The 17073-nt window shown below is 67.8% G+C and carries 17 protein-coding genes and 1 riboswitch; of the genes, 8 read left to right on the top strand and 9 right to left on the bottom strand.

The window, feature by feature from the left end; all coding sequences use genetic code 11:
• Positions 1-32: 32 nt before the first annotated feature.
• Genes ACFFGN_RS23490 through ACFFGN_RS23470 form a run of 5 tightly spaced genes read right to left on the bottom strand, consistent with a single transcriptional unit; the run spans position 33 to position 4956 of the window.
• Complete coding sequence (locus ACFFGN_RS23490) at positions 33-866, bottom strand: 5-oxoprolinase subunit C family protein (protein WP_380051324.1); 834 nt, start codon at positions 864-866, stop codon at positions 33-35.
• The gene (locus ACFFGN_RS23485) at positions 863-1474 is read right to left on the bottom strand and encodes a 5-oxoprolinase subunit B family protein (RefSeq protein ID WP_380051322.1); all 612 of its coding nucleotides are present in this window, start codon (positions 1472-1474) and stop codon (positions 863-865) included. The genes ACFFGN_RS23490 and ACFFGN_RS23485 overlap by 4 nt, the downstream gene beginning before the upstream one ends.
• 16 nt (positions 1475-1490) lie before the next feature.
• The gene (locus tag ACFFGN_RS23480) at positions 1491-2243 is read right to left on the bottom strand and encodes a LamB/YcsF family protein (RefSeq protein ID WP_380051320.1); all 753 of its coding nucleotides are present in this window, start codon (positions 2241-2243) and stop codon (positions 1491-1493) included.
• A gap of 41 nt (positions 2244-2284) precedes the next feature.
• Entirely contained in the window at positions 2285-3583 is a 1299-nt protein-coding gene (locus ACFFGN_RS23475) for an NRAMP family divalent metal transporter (RefSeq protein WP_380051318.1), read from the bottom strand.
• 41 nt (positions 3584-3624) lie between these two features.
• Positions 3625-4956, bottom strand: coding sequence for a PA0049 family protein (locus ACFFGN_RS23470; protein ID WP_380051316.1), 1332 nt, complete (start codon positions 4954-4956; stop codon positions 3625-3627).
• Positions 4957-5081: 125 nt separating this feature from the next.
• Between ACFFGN_RS23470 and ACFFGN_RS23465 the strand changes: the two genes are divergently transcribed.
• The 6 genes from ACFFGN_RS23465 (at position 5082) to ACFFGN_RS23440 (ending at position 10330) form a co-directional block, all read left to right on the top strand.
• Positions 5082-5807, top strand: coding sequence for a GntR family transcriptional regulator (locus ACFFGN_RS23465; protein ID WP_380051314.1), 726 nt, complete (start codon positions 5082-5084; stop codon positions 5805-5807).
• Positions 5808-5825: 18 nt separating this feature from the next.
• Positions 5826-6584, top strand: a complete 759-nt coding sequence (locus ACFFGN_RS23460) for a putative hydro-lyase (RefSeq protein WP_380051312.1) — start codon at positions 5826-5828, stop codon at positions 6582-6584.
• Positions 6585-6857: 273 nt separating this feature from the next.
• On the top strand, positions 6858-7352 hold the full coding sequence (locus tag ACFFGN_RS23455) for an NUDIX domain-containing protein (RefSeq protein WP_380051310.1): 495 nt from the start codon (positions 6858-6860) through the stop codon (positions 7350-7352).
• Positions 7353-7586: 234 nt separating this feature from the next.
• Positions 7587-9020, top strand: a complete 1434-nt coding sequence (locus tag ACFFGN_RS23450; RefSeq protein ID WP_380051308.1) for an aminopeptidase P family protein — start codon at positions 7587-7589, stop codon at positions 9018-9020.
• A 316-nt stretch (positions 9021-9336) separates the two neighbouring features.
• A complete protein-coding gene (locus ACFFGN_RS23445; protein ID WP_380051306.1) occupies positions 9337-9882 on the top strand; it encodes a hypothetical protein in 546 nt (181 codons plus the stop codon).
• Positions 9883-10099: 217 nt separating this feature from the next.
• Positions 10100-10330 (top strand): hypothetical protein, encoded by a 231-nt coding sequence (locus ACFFGN_RS23440; RefSeq protein ID WP_380051304.1) that lies wholly within the window; start codon positions 10100-10102, stop codon positions 10328-10330.
• A 112-nt stretch (positions 10331-10442) separates the two neighbouring features.
• Here the strand turns inward: ACFFGN_RS23440 and ACFFGN_RS23435 are convergent, their stop codons facing one another.
• Complete coding sequence (locus ACFFGN_RS23435) at positions 10443-11618, bottom strand: S1 family peptidase (RefSeq protein ID WP_380051302.1); 1176 nt, start codon at positions 11616-11618, stop codon at positions 10443-10445.
• A 206-nt stretch (positions 11619-11824) separates the two neighbouring features.
• Positions 11825-13165: an alpha/beta fold hydrolase gene (locus ACFFGN_RS23430; RefSeq protein ID WP_380051300.1), complete on the bottom strand. Its 1341-nt coding sequence runs from the start codon at positions 13163-13165 to the stop codon at positions 11825-11827.
• A 332-nt stretch (positions 13166-13497) separates the two neighbouring features.
• On the opposite strand from ACFFGN_RS23430, the gene ACFFGN_RS23425 reads away from it, so the two are divergent.
• Complete coding sequence (locus ACFFGN_RS23425) at positions 13498-13827, top strand: DUF3817 domain-containing protein (protein WP_380051298.1); 330 nt, start codon at positions 13498-13500, stop codon at positions 13825-13827.
• Between the two features lie 299 nt (positions 13828-14126).
• A riboswitch (glycine riboswitch) is annotated at positions 14127-14219 on the top strand.
• 75 nt (positions 14220-14294) lie between these two features.
• Entirely contained in the window at positions 14295-15665 is a 1371-nt protein-coding gene (locus ACFFGN_RS23420) for an L-serine ammonia-lyase (protein WP_380051296.1), read from the top strand.
• Positions 15666-15792: 127 nt separating this feature from the next.
• Here ACFFGN_RS23420 and ACFFGN_RS23415 read toward each other — a convergent pair whose 3' ends face one another.
• Together ACFFGN_RS23415 and ACFFGN_RS23410 are read right to left on the bottom strand one after the other, a co-directional pair.
• Positions 15793-16152 carry a hypothetical protein gene (locus ACFFGN_RS23415; protein WP_380051294.1) on the bottom strand — a complete coding sequence of 120 codons (360 nt, stop codon included), beginning with the start codon at positions 16150-16152 and terminating at the stop codon, positions 15793-15795.
• Positions 16149-16742, bottom strand: a complete 594-nt coding sequence (locus ACFFGN_RS23410; protein WP_380051292.1) for a TetR/AcrR family transcriptional regulator — start codon at positions 16740-16742, stop codon at positions 16149-16151. Before ACFFGN_RS23410 ends, ACFFGN_RS23415 begins: the two co-directional genes overlap by 4 nt.
• Positions 16743-17073: the final 331 nt, after the last annotated feature.

Below are 17073 nucleotides of genomic sequence, written 5' to 3'. Positions count from 1 at the left end.
ACGAGCGGCGAACGGGTCCGATCGTCGCAGAATCAGGGCCCGAACTGCAGGGTTTGCCCCGGGCGGAGCTGAGCGCAGGTGGGGAGGGACGCGCGGGTTACGTAGGCGATGACCGGGTAGCCGCCCGTGACGGGATGGTCGGCCAGGAACAGCACCGGCAGACCCGACGGCGGGATCTGCAGGGCGCCGACGGCCATGCCCTCGCTGGGGAGTTCGCCTTCGCGGGTACGGGGTAAGGGCATGCCGTCGAGGCGTACGCCGACGCGGTTGCTGTTGCTGTTCACCGTGTAGGTCTGCCCGGTCAGCAACTCCCAGGCCTTCTCGTCGAACCAGTCGAGCCGCGGCCCGGGCACGACCCGCACCCGCACGAGACCCGCCGCGGGCGCCGCCACCGGAGCCAGGTCCACGCCCGGCATCGGCCGCATCGCCGTACCGACAGGCAGTACGTCACCAACTGCGAGTGGAGCCGGACCAAGGCCCGACAACACGTCACTCGATCGCGAACCCAGCACGGGCTCGACGTCGAACCCGCCACGTACGGCGACGTACGTGCGCAGGCCGCTGGTCGGCGGGCCGAAGCGCAGAACCGTGCCGCGGCGGACCTGGTGCGGCGCGTTCAGCGGTACGCCGGTACAGGGCGCGCCGGTGATCGCGACGACCAGGTCGGTCTCGGCGAGCAGCACCAGCCCGCCGAAGGTCAGTTCGAGCACGGCGGCACCTTCGGGATTGCCGACCAGGCGGTTCGCCAGCGCATAGGCCTCGACATCGCACGCGCCGGACCGGCCGATGCCGAGCGCGGCCTGTCCGGGGCGGCCCGCATCCTGGATCGTTGTCAAAGGCCCCGATTCGAGCACCGTGAAGCTCACGCGTCGACCTCACGGAAGCGGACCCGAACACCCGGGCGGAGCAACGCGGCCGGCTCGCGGTGCAGATCGAAGACCGCGAGGGCCGTCCGCCCGATCAGTTGCCAGCCACCCGGCGATTCGCGCGGATAGATCCCGCTGAATTCCCCGGCCAACGCGATCGAGCCCGGCGGCACCTTCGTCCGCGGCGTGCCGCGTCTCGGGATATCCCAATCGCCGGTGCTGGTGAGATAGCCGAAGCCCGGCGCGAACCCGCAGAACGCGACGGTCCACTCGTCACTCGTGTGCCGAAGGACCACCTCTTGCGCCGAGCAACCGAGCAGCTCCGCCACCTCCGGCAGATCCTCCCCGTCGTACACCACGGGAATCTCCACCAACTCCCCATCCGTACGACGATCCAGCCGCGGATTGGTTGCCCTGAGCATCTTTTCCAACGCCGTCAGCGAGGTGACCGACGGGTCGATCGCCGCCATCACCGTGCGAGCCGCCGGGACGAGGTCGACGACGCCCGGCGGCGGGTCGGCCGCGAGGGCCGCGTAGTACCCCAGCACCTCGTCGAGGTCCGCCAGTTCGACCAGCAGCGCCGATTCACCGCAGGACAGGATTCGCATCAGGACGGCATTCCGGTCAAGGCGCGAACGGGCTCAACGTGACGCCCGCCCCGGTCAGGCCGGCGCGAACCGTTCGGGCGATCTCGACCGCGCCGGGGGTATCGCCGTGCACGCAGATCGACCCCGGCGACAGGCGCAGCGAACCACCCGCGCTGTCCTCGATCGGCTCGCCCGTGGCCATCGCGACACACCTCGCCGCGATCGCCGTACCTTCGTGCAGTACGGCGCCCTCGGTACGGCGGGACACCAACGTGCCATCCGGGTTGTACGCCCGATCCGCGAACGCCTCGTGCACGACCGGCAGGCCCCTCTCGGCCGCGAGGCGGAGCCAGGCCGCGCCGGGCAGACCGAGTACCGGCAGGGTGGCGTCGTACTCCGCGACGGCCTCGACCACGGCCCCCGCCTGCTGCTCGTGGTGCACGATCGTGTTGTACAGAGCGCCATGCGGTTTCACGTACCGAACGCGGGAACCGCCGATCCGGGCGAAGGCGTCGAGCGCGGCCAGCTGGTAGACCACCTCGTCGCGCAGCGCGGCCGGCTCGATGTCGATGAACCGGCGCCCGAACCCGGGCTTGTCGTTGTAACCGACGTGCGCGCCGATCGCGACTCCACGCTCGGCCGCGGCCTGGGTGACCCGTCGCATGATCGACGGATCACCCGCGTGGAAACCGCAGGCCACGTTCGCACTGGTGACGACGTCCAGCAGAGCCAGGTCGTCACCCATCGACCAGGAGCCGAAGCCCTCGCCCAGATCGGCGTTCAGGTCCATCGCGTGTTTCCCTTCCCACAAGTGGCTTCATCGAGGTCTGGCTAGAACAGTTCGATCACCGGTCGGACCGATCGGACCGCCAGGTAAAGCGTCAGCAGCCAGGCGACCCAGCCGATGCCCAGTAGCCAGTTTGGGTACGAGTACCCACGCAGCAGATCCCGGCGCCGGGTGGCGACCCAGAGCAGCACACCGATACCCACCGGCAGCAGAATGCCGTTGAAGGCACCGGCGAATACGAGCAGCGTGGTCGGCGCCGTACCGACCGCCACGTAGATGATGGTGGTGACCGCGATGAAGGCCACCACGATCCAGGTCCGCACCCGGTCGGAGGTCTTCGTCCGGCTGGTGATGAACGAAACCGTCGTGTACGACGCGCCGATCACGGAGGTGATCGCGGCGGCCCAGAGCACGATGCCGAAGACGCGCAGGCCGACCTCGCCGGCCGCGTGCTGGAAGGCCGACGCGGCCGGGCTGGCCTTGTCGAGCGCGGCACCACCCGCGACGACGCCGAGAATCGCCAGGAACAATACGATCCGCATCACGCCGGTGATCAGGATGCCCGTCACCGAACCGCGGGTGATGTCCCGGATGTGCTGCGGACCGGAGACACCGGAGTCGAGCAGGCGATGCGCCCCGGCGTACACGATGTAGCCGCCGATCGTGCCGCCGATCAGGGTGGTGATGGCGAGGAAGTTGACCTGCTCGGGCATCACGACGTTCTTCAGTGCGCTACCCACGGGCGGACCCGAGGTGATCGCGATGTAGGTGGTGAGCACGATCATCAAGGTGCCGAGCACGAAGACGATCCGGTCCACTGCGAGACCCGCCCGCTTGGACAAGAAGATGCCGATCGCGATCAGCGCGGACAGGGCGCCACCGAGCTTGGGATCGAGCCCGAGCATCGCGTCCGTACCGAGTCCGGCGCCGGAGACGTTGCCGATGTTGAACACCAGGCCACCGGCGAACAACAGGCCGGCCATCACCCAGCCGAGGCCGGGCAGGACCAGGTTGCCGAGCTCCTGCGCGCGCCGGCCGGAGACGCCGATGACGCGCCAGACGTTCAGCTGCAGGGCGATGTCCACCAGGATCGAGACCGCGATCGCGAACGCGAAGGCCGCTCCCAGTTGCACGGTGAACGTGGTGGTCTGGGTGATGAACCCGGGCCCGATCGCCGACGTGGCCATCAGGAACATCGCCCCGATCAGCGTCGACCGGGTACTGGTCTTCATCGCGTTGTCGGGCGTCTTCTTACCCGCCGCGGCGTCGCGTGGTGCCTTGCCGGTACGCCGTACCGGGCGGGCCGATGGTTTCGGGCTGGGCTTGTTCCCGGGCTTGCTCATGGTGCGCTCCTGGATCTCAGGGTGGGCGGATCCGGCGTGGATCAGCGGCGGATGGCCCGGCCGGCGGCCTCGACGAGGGCGACGGTCTGGTCCACGACGGCCTTGCGGTCAGCCTCGAACTCGGGGCTGGTGAGCGCACCCAGGTCGGCCGGATACACCAGCGACGAAATGTGCAGGTGACCGCCGGGCAGGCTCTTGTGTCCGGTACCGAGCCGAAGGCGGTTCGTCCGGTACATGCTCTCGTTCGACAGGTAGTTACCGCCTGGCGCGCTGGCCGCCCGCGAACCCGGCGACGGGTCGGGCGCGGTCCGCAGCGCGGCGGGGTCGGGGAAGGTTCCGGCGGGCCATTCGGTGATGCCCGGGTTCAGCTTGACCGGCCACGGGCCTGTGCCCGCGTCGATCATCGCCTGGTACGGCAGCGTGGTGTGGATGAACTGCGGCGACGGCTGCGGCTGCGGCCACAACGCCGCGGCCGAGATCGGGCCGTAGTTGATCGAGCGGTTGTTGTCCGGTGAGCCGCCGCGGAAACCGCCGGCCCACTTCTCGATGTTCATCATGCCGCGGCCGGTCTGGCTGATCGTCATCAACGCGTCGATAGAACCCTGGTACGTCGGGTGGTTACGCGCGACAAGCCAAGGACCGAAGGCGTCCTCGACGATGCCCTGATCGAAATCGGTCCAGTTCACCGGCAGCATCACGGCCTGGATCGTCACCTTGCCGGCCTTGGTCTGGACGGTGCGCCCGTCCAGTTGGAGCGCGGAGGCGCCGGAGGGATTCGAGTTCCGCAGGCTCTGGTCGATGCTGTAGGTGTCGAATCCGCTGACCAGCATCCGCTTGGAGTTCTTCGGGAAGGCCACCTGGTCGATTCCGCGCGAGGCGTAGCTCAACTGCCGGATCATCGCCTGGCGCTGCAGGCTGGTCAGGGCGAACGCGGGCTTCCATTCGCGCACGGCCCGGCTCATCGTCGTACGGGCCCAGTAGAGCGGACGGTCGTCGTACGGGTCGATCGTGCCGATCGCGAGACGGCCCTGGGCCCGGTCGACCGCCGTCCGCCAGAGCGTGGCACCGGCCGTCTTGATCGCGGCGCTGGCCTCGCTGACCGAGGTGTACCCGCACAGCCGGGTGGCGAAGTCGTCGACCAGGCCCTGGAAGCCGGCGGCCTCGATGAACTCGCGTGCCGCCGGGGTGGTTTTACCGGGGAGGGTGAGGCCGAGCCGCTGCTCCTCGACCGTGATCACCGGAGCCGGATCCAGCACGCATGCCGACGACGTGCTGGTGGCTGGGGCGGTTTGGGTCAGGGGGGTGCTTCCGGTGGTGAGCGCCAGGGCCGTCACCAGGTTGGTGGCGACGAGCAGGGCGGGGAGGGCTCGCATCGGATCTCCTCTGGTAAGGCCTTGACCACTGCGGGTAGTTCGATTGAGAGTAGGGATTGTTGAACAATCCTGCAAGAGGTTCTTTCAACTCGCGCCGATTACCAGGAGTAGGTGATGATGCGAAGGTGTCGACCATCAATGAGGCCACCCCGTCATCCGACTGGCTCGGCGCCGTCGCGGCCGAGGCAGCCCTGTTCGGCCCGAGCAGCTCCGCCGAGCGGGCCGCGGACATCTTGCGCAAGCAGATCACCGAGGGCCGGCTCAAGCCCGGCTCGCGCGTTCCGGAGAAGGAACTCGCCGCCGCCGCGAAGGTCAGCCGGAACACCCTGCGCGAGGCCTTCCGCCTGCTCAGCCACGAAGGGCTGCTGGTGTACGAGATGCACCGCGGGGTTTTCGTACCCGAGCCGACCGAGGCGGACGTGGTCGACCTCTACCGCCTGCGCCGCCTGCTCGAGTGCGACGTGCTGGAGGGGTTCGTCGGCACTGAGACGGGTATTCCGGCGGCCCGGCTGGAGCCGTTGCGGCTCGCAATCGAGCACGCCGAGGCGGCTGCCCGTGCGGGGGATTGGGCCCAGGTTGGTACCGGCAACATGCGCTTCCACGAACACCTGGTCGGCCTCGCGGACAGCGCCCGCATCAACGCGATCATCGCGCGCCTGGTCGCGGAACTCCGGCTGATCTTCCACATCATCGCGCTACCGCAAGAACTGCACGAGCCGTACATCGCCCGCAACCGGCAGCTGTACGAAATGCTCGTGGCGGGTCGCTACGGAGCCGCCGCGGACGAACTGAACCAGTACCTGCTGGACTCGGAAGAACGCATCCTCGCCGCCTTCCGGGCTATCACCTAGTCATACGGAGGTCCCGCCATGTCGGTCCGGTTGGCTTATCGCGAAGGGCTGGTGGAACCGACCAGCGGCCGCGCGCCCGGATACACCCAGGCCAATCTCGTCGTACTGCCGCGCGAGTGGGCGTTCGACATGCTGCTCTTCGGTCAGCGCAACCCGCAGCCGGTGCCGCTGCTGGACGTGACCGACCCCGGGTCGTACCAAACCGCGCTCGCGGAGGACGCCGACCTGCGGACGGACCTCCCGCTGTACCGGGTGTGGGAGAACGGCGAACTGGTAGCGGAGGTCCCGGACGTGCGGGACCTGTGGCGCGACGACCTGGTCAGCTTCCTGATCGGCTGCAGCTTCAGCTTCGAGTCGGCCTTGATCGATGCGGGCGTGCCGGTACGGAACATCGATCAAGGGATCAACGTGTCGATGTACCGAACGTCCGTGGACTGCCGCCCGGCGGGCCGGCTCTCCGGTCCACTGGTGGTCTCGATGCGGCCCATCCCGGCCGCGCTGGTGCCGCTCGCGGTCCAGGTCACCGCCCGAATGCCCAAGGTCCACGGCGCCCCGGTCCATGTCGGCTCACCCGAATCCCTCGGCATCCCCGACCTCGCCACCCCCGACTTCGGCGACCCGGTCAGCTTCGAACCCGGCGACATCCCCGTCTTCTGGGCCTGCGGCGTAACCCCCCAAGCCGCCCTGATGGCCTCCCGCCCGCCCTTCGCCTTAACCCATGCCCCCGGCCACATGTTCATAACCAACACCCCCAACACCACCTACCACCTCCCCTAACGCCAGCCACCCCCTTAACCATTCGGCAGGCGTCGAGCGCATGGCTTCTGATGGCCCGCAGCAAATGACTTCTCGTCGAGAAGTCCGGAACCACCCGCACTCCTGTCTGCAGCCGGCCATAGGTTTTCGACGACTAGCCCGCACTAAATCCACTCGACGCTGCATGGCCTCACCCCATGCTTCAGAACCTCCAGTACGCCATTGCGCAGGCCTCGCCCGGCGGCTGAGAGCGGCTTGAGCCGGCGCGAGTCGGTGTCCCTTAGAGTCGGGTTTGTGCCAGCCCAAGAAGCCTTCGCCGTCGCACAGCCCCGCGTCGCCGCTGGCGCGCTGTTCCGCGACGAGAACGGCCGCATCTTGCTGGTCAAGCCGACGTACAAGGAGCGTTGGGACATTCCCGGTGGCTATGTGGAGCCCGGTGAGACGCCGCGTCAGGCGTGCGGGCGAGAGGTGATGGAGGAACTCGCGCTGGACCGTCCTGTCGGGCGCCTGCTTGCTGTCGACTGGGCGCCAATGCCAGGTGAAGGCGACAAGCTCCTCTTCGTCTTCGACGGGGGTCAGCTCGACGAGTCCGAGATCGAGCAGATCGCCTTACCTCCCGAAGAGCTCAAGGCGTTCAAGTTCTTTGAGCAAGGTGAACTGTCTGAGGTCCTCACCGCCCGGCTCATTCGCCGCATCACAGCGGCAAGCGCTGCACTCGCTGGTGGCGACGTTGCCTATCTGGAAGCTGGCCATGAGCCCGCTCCGAGCCAGATCGCTTCTAAGTCCTGAGTCGCGGCCTGGGGCAACGACCGCCGGAAGGTCTTGCACGATCGACCTGAGGCCTAGCAACAACGTTTCCTGCCAGGAGCCTCGACTTCAGTTTGGGCACGTCGGCCCGCAGTCACCGGTGGCACTTCATCACTGCGGGTAAGACCGCGTTTCCAGGGGGAAACGGGCTCGCGTTTGGGGTGGGTGGGACGTAGGTTCGGGGGAGGTATCCGGGGAAAAACTGGAGGAGTGTGGATGAGCGAGATCAACGCGAAACGGACGGTGGCGCAGCGGGATGCGAACCGGCCGATCAACGCGACCGGGTTCAGGAATTCGATCAGCAAGGGCTGGGGCCCGGTGGATCGTTCCGTGAATCTTCCGGCCGGTTTGGCCGAGGCCGCCGCCGCGCACCGGGCGCAGTTGCGGGCGGCTCTGCCGGGGCGGCGGATCGCTGTGGCCGCTGGGCGCGCGCCGGTTCGGTCGAATGACACCGACTACCTGTTCCGCCCGGACAGCGATTTCGTCTGGCTCACTGGTTGCCAGGCCGAGGGCGCGGTGCTGGTGCTCGGCTCGAACGGTGAGGAGACGCTTTACCTGCGTGAGACCGCCGGCCCGGACGAACTCGACTTCTTCGCGAACGCCCGCGACGGCGAACTCTGGATCGGCCCGGTTCCCGGTCTGAAGGACTGGTCCGAGGCGCTCGGTCTGCCCTGCCGCCCGATTGAGGACCTGCCCGCCGGTGTGCGCGGCGCCGTACCGGCCGTGATGTCGACGTACGGCGTGGAGCCGTTGCTGGACGCGGTGGTTTCCACCGGGCCCGCCGCGTTGTACGAGCTGCGCCGGGTCCTCTCCGAACTCCGCCGGATCAAGGACGACTGGGAGCTCGAGCAGATCCGCGCCGCGGTTGACGCCAGCGTGCAGGGTTTTGCCGATGTGGCGAGCGAACTGCCCGAGGCGATTCGCGGTGGTGGCGAGCGCTGGCTGCAGGGCACGTTCGATCGGCGTGCGCGCACGCTGGGCAACGGCCCGGGCTATTCCTCGATCGTTGCTGCGGGCAACCACGCGCCGGTGCTGCACTGGGTCCGGAACGACGGCGCCGTGCGCGAGGGCGACGTACTGCTGCTCGACGCGGGTGTTGAGGTGCGCACGCTGTACACGGCGGATGTCACCCGTACCTTCCCGGTCACGGGCGAATACACCGCCGCCCAGCGCCAGGTCCACGACCTGGTGCACAAGGCGCAGCTCGCGGCCCTCGACGCGGTCCGCCCCGGCGCGCCGTACTCGGCCTTTCACAACGCGGGCATGCAGGTTCTCGCCGAAGGCCTCAAGGACTGGGGTCTGCTCGACGTGTCGGTCGAGGAGGCGCTCGGGCCGGACGGCCAGCAGCACCGCCGGTTCATCGTCTGCGGTACGGGCCACTTCATCGGGCTCGACGTACACGACTGCGCGTCCTCCAGCGCCGAGGCCTACAACGCCGGCACGATCGAGCCGCGGATGACGCTCGCCGTTGAGCCCGGGCTCTACTTCCACCCGCACGACGAGACCGTACCGCCCGAGCTGCGCGGTATCGGCGTCCGCATCGAGGACAACGTGGTGGTCACCGAGACCGGCATCGACATCCTCACCGAGGCCCTCCCCATCACCACCGACGGCCTCGAAGCCTGGGTCCGCTCCCACCTCCCCGCCTGACCACCCGGTCCGGATCCGCCTATCCCCAGCGGATCCGGGCCGGTGACGGCGGACCCCGCCTGCCGTACTGTCACGGTCATGAGCGACCTGCGGTTCATCGGACTCGGGACGCTGATGATCATGATCGGTCCAAAGATCGGCGGCTTCGACGTCTCGCCCGATCCCATCGGCTGGCTCCTGGTGGCCATCGGACTCGGCCGGCTCGCACGCCGGGATGAGGCCTTCCAATCCGCCAAGATGATGACCGGGCCGGCTCTTCTCTTCTCGCTGACGCGATGGAGGTCGGCCGGACCCTGGTGGGCCGTATCGTCATGGGATGAGTGGACTGAAGGTAGCCGGGTTGGGGATGGTGGTCGTCCTGGTGGATTTCCGCTTGGCGGGGTTCGATCTGCTGGCCGACATCGTGGGCTGGATTCTGGTGTACGCCGGCCTGGGGCGCCTGGGTGCCGGGTTCTTCCGGGCCAAGCTGGCTGCCGGGATTGGCGGGGTGGTGTCGCTGGGGCAGTTCGCCCGGTTCGAGGGGAGCTCGGCGCAGCTCTTTTCGATCATCGAGCTGATCGTGGTCACGGCGGTGGTCGTACTGACGTGTACCGCGCTGATGTGGGTGGCGGCGAACGCCGATGACGAGCGGACCGTCACGTCGGCGAGCCAGGTGCGCTCCGCCAATCTGCTCACCACCATGGTCATTCTGGTGGTCGGCTTCTTGTCCGGCGGCCGAACGATCGAGGTCGGTGGCGGCGGGGGCCTGTTCATCGTGCTGCTCGCGGCCGTGGCGTTCGCGGCGTCGCTGTGGTTCATCTTCCTGCTGTGCGGTGCGGCAGACCGGCCCTACCTGCAAAGCCGGCGCCGAGCGGAGCCATGAGGACCTGACCCTGGTCGCCGAACGCGTCCGTAATTTAACGGAAAGTAGTTGCGAACTATTTCCTCAAAAAAGTCGTCACAACTAGTAACGCGAGCGTGCTTCGGCACGATATAGCGAGCGGGGGAGGGTCAAACTCGGCCCGGCGCGTGGCAGTGGGGGGCCGCGGTCCACGCGCCGGCCGGGCTGGCCCCGTTTTCACGACCGGGGGATATTCCAGATGAACCTGCGTGTGCGGGTCGTCCACTGCTCTTGGCTGGGCGACTACCACTGGTATGCCGATATCGACGACGCGGATGATCCGCAGCCCGATGACCCGTTCTGGTACAGCGACGGGTGCGCCAGTCAGGCCGAGGCGCTCGAACTGGCCTGTGCCCAGCTGGCCGAACTGACCGAGCGAGTTGAGCGTGGCGCCCGGCTCGAACGCGTCCTCGAGGCCCAACTCGTCTGACGGGCTGGAACTAGCTCGCGCCCGGAGGATGCTGAGTGGCGGCTCAGAACCCTCGCGGGCGCGAGTGGCTTGCAGTGCCCGGCTGGCTCGCTGGCCAGGGTCGGGCGGGGGATCAGCCCAGGGTCAGGCTGACGCCGTAGTAGTTCGCCGCGTCGACGACGGGCTGGTAGAACGAGTACGACCCGGTCGCGTTGTGGCCCTGGTTGAAGCCACAGTCGTGGCCGTCGTTCGGGCCGCCGGAGGTCATGCCCTGCGCGACGGTGCCGGAGATGTACGCGCCGCCCGAGTCGCCACCCTCGGTGCAGACGGTGGAGCGGGCCAGGCCGCTGGTGCGGGTGATGCTGCCGCCCGCGCCGCCGTAGTTGACGGTCAGGTTGTACTGCGAGATCCGGCCACAGGTCCAGCCCGTGGTGTTGCCGGCCTTGCAGATCGTGGTGCCGACCGGCGCCTTCGACGAACCGGTGACCCGGGTCGTGGTGCCGTTGCGGTTGTCGATGTAGCCGCGGCCGACGTCTTCGGCGTCGATGTCCATCAGACCCATGTCGACGCTGGCCTGGCCGGTACGGAAGCGGGTGGCGATGCCCTTGCCGATGTGCGTGCCGAAGCGGTCCACGATGTCCGGGAAGCCCTCGACGCAGTGGCCGGCGGTCAGCAGCACATTGTTGCCGTTGCGGAAGCCCGGGAAACCGAGCGAGCAGTTGGTGCCGGGCACCAGGTCCATGATCTGGCCGCCGATGACGTCCGCGGTGGCCGTCAGCGTGACCGAGTTGGTGCTGACGTCGACACCCGGGATCGCCTTGAGCTGCTTGACCAGCTTGGCGGTGGCCGGGGTCTGCTTGCCGGGCATCAGCACGACCTGCAGGCGGTCGGTCGGCAGGTCGGCGCCGATCGACTGGACCTGGTTGGACTGGGCGGCGAGCTTCTCGACGCGCGCCTGCAGCTTGGCCAGGGCCTTCTCGCCGCGGGCGACGGTCCGCGGGGTCAGACCGTTCGCACGGGCGACCTTGGCGGCGGCCTCCGAGTGCACGTTCACGACCAGTTGGCGGGCCTCGTTGAAGAAGGCGCCGTCCGTGGCGGTCTTGGCCTTGTCCAGTGCACCGGCGAGCTTGTGCTCGGTGTCAAGGCGGGCCTTCGCCTGGCTGGGGGAGATGCCCCAGTCCTCGGCGAGAACCTCATAGACTCCGTCGACCTTGTCGGCGGGCGGAGCCGCAGTGGCTGCCTGTACGGGCACGAGGGCGGTAAGGCCCAGTCCCAATGACAGGGCTGCGGCTGCGATGGATCTACGCATGGGTCACGTCCGATTCCTCTGGTGGCCTGCCTCAAGGCCACGGTGAGGAAGATGGTTGATGCTACGGATGATGACCACAAGCGAACGGAACGTAATGGTTGCCCTGCTCGGGCCCGGTCAAGGGAAAGCCTTCGCCAACTGCGACCGGGCCGAGCCGAGCGTGAGGGTCACCCTGTGTTCATCAGGAATAAACCTAGGGTGATCCCTCAGCTCGCGGGTTCGACCGCCGGACAGTGCAGGCCGCGCGCAGGCACGACTTGATCGATCAAGTAGTTGTCGATCAAGGCCTTCGAACAAGGGGAGCTGTTGTACGTCCCGTGGCCCCAGCCGTCGTACGTCAGCAGGACGCCGTGGCGCCCGAGCTGACGCGCGACGGCGGTCGCCCAGTTGTACCCGGCAACTGGATCGTGCAGCGCGTTCGTTACCAGCAACGGAATCTCCGTGTGTACGTCGAGCCGATGCTGCGGGTTACCGACCTTGAGGGGACTGCCGAGGCAAGTGGACACGGCGATCAGCCCGCCCGGGTACTTCATTTCCGGCGCGATCCGGGCCATCCGGCGTTGGTGCCGGGCGTACTCGGTATAAGTGCGTACAGGCAGGTTCCAGTCCTGGCAGAACACCAGCATCGGGTTCTGCCCGAGGCCCGCCGGGGTGTTCGGCTCGACTACAGGCGGCTTACTCGTCTCAAGCGCCTGCAGGGCCGAAGCGAGCTGCGGCCATGACGGGTCCTTCAGGAACTTCGTAGCGAGGAAGCTCAATGTGTACGGCGTGAGGGCCTGCTTGGGGTCTCGCGGGTTCGGAAGCTCGCCACGATCCGCACGGGCTAGGAGGTCTGCCCACAGCTTGCGGATGTCGCCCTCGTGCAGGACGCAGGACGTCGTACGGCCGCACCACTTCACGAATTCGTCGAACGAGTCCTGGGCGGACTCGGCCTGCGTATTAAGGAACTCCCGGGTGTTGAGGCTGTGGTCGACCGTTGACTCCAGTACGACCGCGCGAACCTTCTGCGGGTACTCCTCCGCGTACTGCGAGCCAAGCATCGTCCCGTAGGAACTGCCGTGGAAGGTCAGCTTGTCGTCGCCCAGGGCCTTACGGATGGCTTCGAGGTCTCTAACCGTTTGCAGCGAGTCCAAGTGCTCGAAGATCGGCCCAGTGTGTTTGCGGCAGTCCTTCGCGAGAAGCCGGTTGTACGCGATGGTGGCGTCGTACTGGGCCTGGCTCTTGATAATCGGTGAAGGTGCCTTGGCGAGTAGAGCCGCCGAACAGCGCACCGGGTTGCTTCCGGCGACTCCTCGCGGGTCGAAGCTCACGATGTCGAAGTGCCGCCGCAAGTTGTCGCTGAAGCGCCCGACGCCTTCGCGGACTCGGTAGACCCCGGAGTCGCCCGGGCCGCCCGGGCCGAATACCAAGGATCCGACGCGTGCCGCCTTGTCGGTCGTCGTACGACGGGCTAGCTGGAGGCCGAACGTCGGACCGCCGGGGTTGTTCCAGTCGACTGGGACTTCGAGAGTCGCGCATTGGGGTGCGGGGCGGTCGTTCTCGTTCACCGGGCAATCCCGCCAGACCAGCGGGCGTGAATCACGCACGGCGCTAGAGGCCAGGGCGCCGGCGGAGGCCGGGCCGCCGCTGGGGGCGGGGCTGCGGGCTGGGACGGGTATGACGCCGGTGGGCGCGTTCCCGGGCGCGGCGGAGGCTGGAGGGACCAAAACGCCCGCGGCGACCAGGCCAGTGGCGGTCGCGAGGAGGAGGGCTTTCACAGCGGAAATGTCCTTCGATTCGAGGGGGAACGGACCCTCTCGATCCTCGGTGCCGGTGGTCTTCACCACATCCGGGCTGACCCTCGTGGGTCCCTGGCGCCGCCCCGGTAAGGTGCTGGGTGATGACCGAGACAGCGCAAGCCCCGCAGACCACCGGTGCCACCCGGCATGCCACCTGGTTCCGTGCCGTCGCGATCGCCGAGGCGATCTCGTGGACCGGCCTGCTGATCGGCATGCTGTTCAAGTACGTGCTGTCGGACAACGAGATCGGCGTGAAGATCTTCGGCCCGATCCACGGCGGCATCTTCATCGCCTACGTGATCACCGTGCTGGCCGTGCGCCGCCCGCTGCGCTGGAGCTGGCCGATCACCCTGGCCGCGCTCGCCGCCAGCATCCCGCCGCTGTTCACCTGGTTCTTCGAGCTCTGGGCCCGCCGCACCCACCGCCTCTGAACCACCCATCCACCCAGCGGCCAACGCTGCCGGGATCACGGCCCACCTTCTCCTCCCACGAGTGGTCGCGTACGAACGCGTCCACTCGGGTGCGGAGGTCGTTCGCCGTGCACGCCTGAACCAGGCTTCCGCGAGTGGTCGCGTTTGCACGCGTCCACTCGCAGGGTGCTGGGGTGGACCGGCTGGTGAAGGTTGACCCTCGAACCGGTGAAGGGCGGTCCTGGCGGATTGACGCGCCGGTCGGACGCGCCGTACCGTCGCGACAGAATTCCAGTTCGTACAACTGCAAAGCAGCCGCATGAACCCGAGCGGGAGAGACCCGGACCAGATCCGGGCGCCGTAGGAGCAACTCTCCCCGAGAATCTCTCAGGCACCTTCACCGCCCGGGCTAGGCACCTCTGGAGAGCTCCGGCTCGACAGAGCGGGGAGGCACACCGACCGGTCAAAGACGACCAGAAGGAACCTCCGTGGCGATCAGCGTTTTCGACCTTTTCAGCATCGGGATCGGCCCGTCGAGCTCACACACCGTGGGCCCGATGCGAGCCGCCCGCACCTTCGTGGCCGGCCTGACGGCCGACGGCCTGCTCGCCCGGACGTCGGCGGTGGAGTCACAGTTGTTCGGCTCCCTCGGCGCGACCGGGCATGGGCATGGCAGTAACAAGGCGGTGCTGCTCGGCCTGGAGGGGGAAGACCCCGAGACGGTCGACACCACCACCGTCGACGACCGGGTGGCGGCGATCCGCTCGACCGGGCGGTTGCGCCTCGGTGGCGAGCACGAGATCGCCTTCCAGGAGAACCACCTGATCATGCACCGCCGCAAGGCTCTGCCGTACCACCCGAACGGTATGACGTTTCTGGCCCGCGACGCCGCCGGGGAGGTGCTGCGCGAGCGCACGTACTACTCGGTCGGCGGTGGTTTCGTGGTGGACGAGACCGCGGCCGCGGGGGACCGGATCGTGCCGGACCGTACGCCGCTGAAGTACCCGTTCCTGAGTGGCGCCGAACTGCTCCAGCGGTGCCGCGAGTCGCATCTCTCGATCAGCGAGGTGATGCTCGCGAACGAGCTGGCCTGGCGAACGCACGAGGAGATCGAGGCGGGCCTGCTGCGGATTTGGCAGGTGATGCAGGACTGCGTTCGCGAGGGGTGCGAGACCGAGGGGGTTCTGCCGGGCGGGCTGAAGGTGCCGCGCCGGGCGTATGCGCTGCACAAGAAGCTGAGCGATGACCGGTACTCGGTGGATCCGCTCAAGGTGATGGACTGGGTCAATCTGTTCGCCCTTGCGGTCAATGAGCAGAACGCGTCCGGTGGCCGGATCGTGACGGCGCCGACGAATGGTGCCGCGGGCATCATTCCGGCGGTGCTGCACTATTACCGGCGGTTCGTGCCGGGGGCATCGGAGGAGGGCGTGGTCCGGTTCTTGCTGGCCGCGGCGGCGATTGGCGTTCTTTACAAGGAGAACGCCTCGATCTCCGGGGCTGAGGTGGGCTGCCAGGGCGAGGTCGGCTCGGCCTGCTCGATGGCGGCGGCCGGTCTGTGCGAGGTGCTGGGTGGTACGCCGGAACAGGTCGAGAACGCGGCCGAGATCGCGATGGAGCACAACCTGGGTCTGACCTGTGACCCGGTGGGTGGATTGGTCCAGATCCCTTGTATCGAACGGAACGCGATGGCCTCGGTGAAGGCCATCAACGCCGCCCGAATGGCCATGCACGGCGATGGCAAACACGTCGTCACCCTCGACAAGGTCATCAAGACCATGCGCGAGACGGGCGCCGACATGAAGGTCAAGTACAAGGAAACCTCCCGCGGCGGCCTAGCCGTCAACGTCATCGAGTGCTGACCCTCGCGTCGGACGGCGGGGGAACCGTTCAGGTGCGGGCGACCAAACAAGGCACATCGACGCGAACCCACACCTGGCGGCCAACCGGCCATGCGCGGCGGCTACCCGCATACGTGGGCGCTAGCGGCTAGGGCGTTGCAGGGGTGGTTCGGGGGCAGAGGTGGGCTTGGAGGCGGGGGAAGCAGGTCGATCTGAGGTCGGTCCAGGCGAACCAGGCGGCCGCGACGTTGCCTGTTGCGGCAACGGTCCATACGGGAGCGGATGGCAGCCAGTACAGCGGGCTGCTCGTGGGGTCGAAGCCAAGCAGGAGCCCGGCGACGAATGTGCAGTAGGTGAGCAGGTACGCGACCACTCCTAGCGGCAGCGATGCCAGGAGCGTCCAGCCGTAGAGCGATTCGGGCCCGGCGTACGGGGCTGTCGCCATCAGCACGGTGATGGTGACGACGTACAGGCCGCCACCATAAAGCCACGGGCGGGAGGGTTTCATAATCGCTCCTTGGCGGTGCTGCCGATTGTGGTCAGGTAGTAGGACTCCCAGCCACCGGAAGGCGCCGGCTGAGTTCGTTCGGCGGCGATGAGGCCGTGCATGAGCGCCCAAGCGGCCACTGCCGCCTGCTCGTCACCCCCGGAAGCCGCCGCATCCACCTGGCCCGCGCCGGGGCCGTCGGCGCCGGCTCGGGTGGCATTGGTGAGCTGGGTGAGGATGTGGGCGATCGCGTTGCGGCGGAGGGAGTCGTCGATGTCGAGGGTGGACAGCGGGTGCTCGAAGAGCAGGGCGTACGCCGCGGGGTTTCGCTTGGCGAACCGCCGGTACGCCGCCGCTAGGCCGAGCGCCGCGTCGCCGTCGATCGGTTTGGCCTTTGCCAGCGCCGCGGCCAGGCTCGCCTCGGCCTGAGCAAAGACCTCGTGCATCAGCCCGCGGCGGCTACCGAACTTGGTGTAGACGCACATCGTCGAACGGCCGGCCGCCTCGGCCACCCGGCGCACGGTCAGCCCTTCGATCCCGTTCGCCACCAGTACCTCGGCCGCGCCGGTCAGCAGCCGCTCCCGGATATCGGGCCGCTCACTGCGTGGCATTGGACTCCCGTCACGACACGATTCGGTCACGTCCCTTGCGGCCAGGACCCGCTGGACCAAACTATAACGTGCGTTATCCATAACGTACGTTATCAGAGGCAGGGCAGCCGAGATGACTTCGACGCTCTACCGGACTGCGGCGATTGCAGGGTTGCTGAGTGGGCTGGTGCTGACAATCACTTCGGTACGTTGGCGATCGGCCTGAACTTCACCGCGGTGGCGCTGCTGGTTGGCGTCGAGTGCGTGCTCAATCTCGTCGTCCCAGCTCGACGGCGCCACGGTTACCGAGCTTCGCGCCGCGGCCCGCTCGGTATCGCGCTCACCGTCACTT

It is taken from the genome of Kribbella deserti (assembly GCF_042434725.1).
Taxonomy (GTDB): Bacteria; Actinomycetota; Actinomycetes; order Propionibacteriales; family Kribbellaceae; genus Kribbella; species Kribbella deserti.
Note: the sequence above shows the minus strand (reverse complement) of the source record. Positions and strands in the feature narration are given on the sequence as shown.

Excerpts from the sequence above, each read along its gene's own strand:
- ACFFGN_RS23475 (WP_380051318.1), bottom strand. The coding sequence starts at position 3,583 with ATGAGCAAGCCCGGGAACAAGCCCAGCCCGAAACCATCGGCCCGCCCG.
- ACFFGN_RS23450 (WP_380051308.1), top strand. The coding sequence starts at position 7,587 with ATGAGCGAGATCAACGCGAAACGGACGGTGGCGCAGCGGGATGCGAAC.
- ACFFGN_RS23445 (WP_380051306.1), top strand. The coding sequence starts at position 9,337 with ATGAGTGGACTGAAGGTAGCCGGGTTGGGGATGGTGGTCGTCCTGGTG.
- ACFFGN_RS23415 (WP_380051294.1), bottom strand. The coding sequence starts at position 16,152 with ATGAAACCCTCCCGCCCGTGGCTTTATGGTGGCGGCCTGTACGTCGTC.
- ACFFGN_RS23470 (WP_380051316.1), bottom strand. The coding sequence starts at position 4,956 with ATGCGAGCCCTCCCCGCCCTGCTCGTCGCCACCAACCTGGTGACGGCC.
- ACFFGN_RS23425 (WP_380051298.1), top strand. The coding sequence starts at position 13,498 with ATGACCGAGACAGCGCAAGCCCCGCAGACCACCGGTGCCACCCGGCAT.
- ACFFGN_RS23460 (WP_380051312.1), top strand. The coding sequence starts at position 5,826 with ATGTCGGTCCGGTTGGCTTATCGCGAAGGGCTGGTGGAACCGACCAGC.
- ACFFGN_RS23410 (WP_380051292.1), bottom strand. The coding sequence starts at position 16,742 with ATGCCACGCAGTGAGCGGCCCGATATCCGGGAGCGGCTGCTGACCGGC.
- ACFFGN_RS23480 (WP_380051320.1), bottom strand. The coding sequence starts at position 2,243 with ATGGACCTGAACGCCGATCTGGGCGAGGGCTTCGGCTCCTGGTCGATG.
- ACFFGN_RS23485 (WP_380051322.1), bottom strand. The coding sequence starts at position 1,474 with ATGCGAATCCTGTCCTGCGGTGAATCGGCGCTGCTGGTCGAACTGGCG.
- ACFFGN_RS23435 (WP_380051302.1), bottom strand. The coding sequence starts at position 11,618 with ATGCGTAGATCCATCGCAGCCGCAGCCCTGTCATTGGGACTGGGCCTT.
- ACFFGN_RS23440 (WP_380051304.1), top strand. The coding sequence starts at position 10,100 with ATGAACCTGCGTGTGCGGGTCGTCCACTGCTCTTGGCTGGGCGACTAC.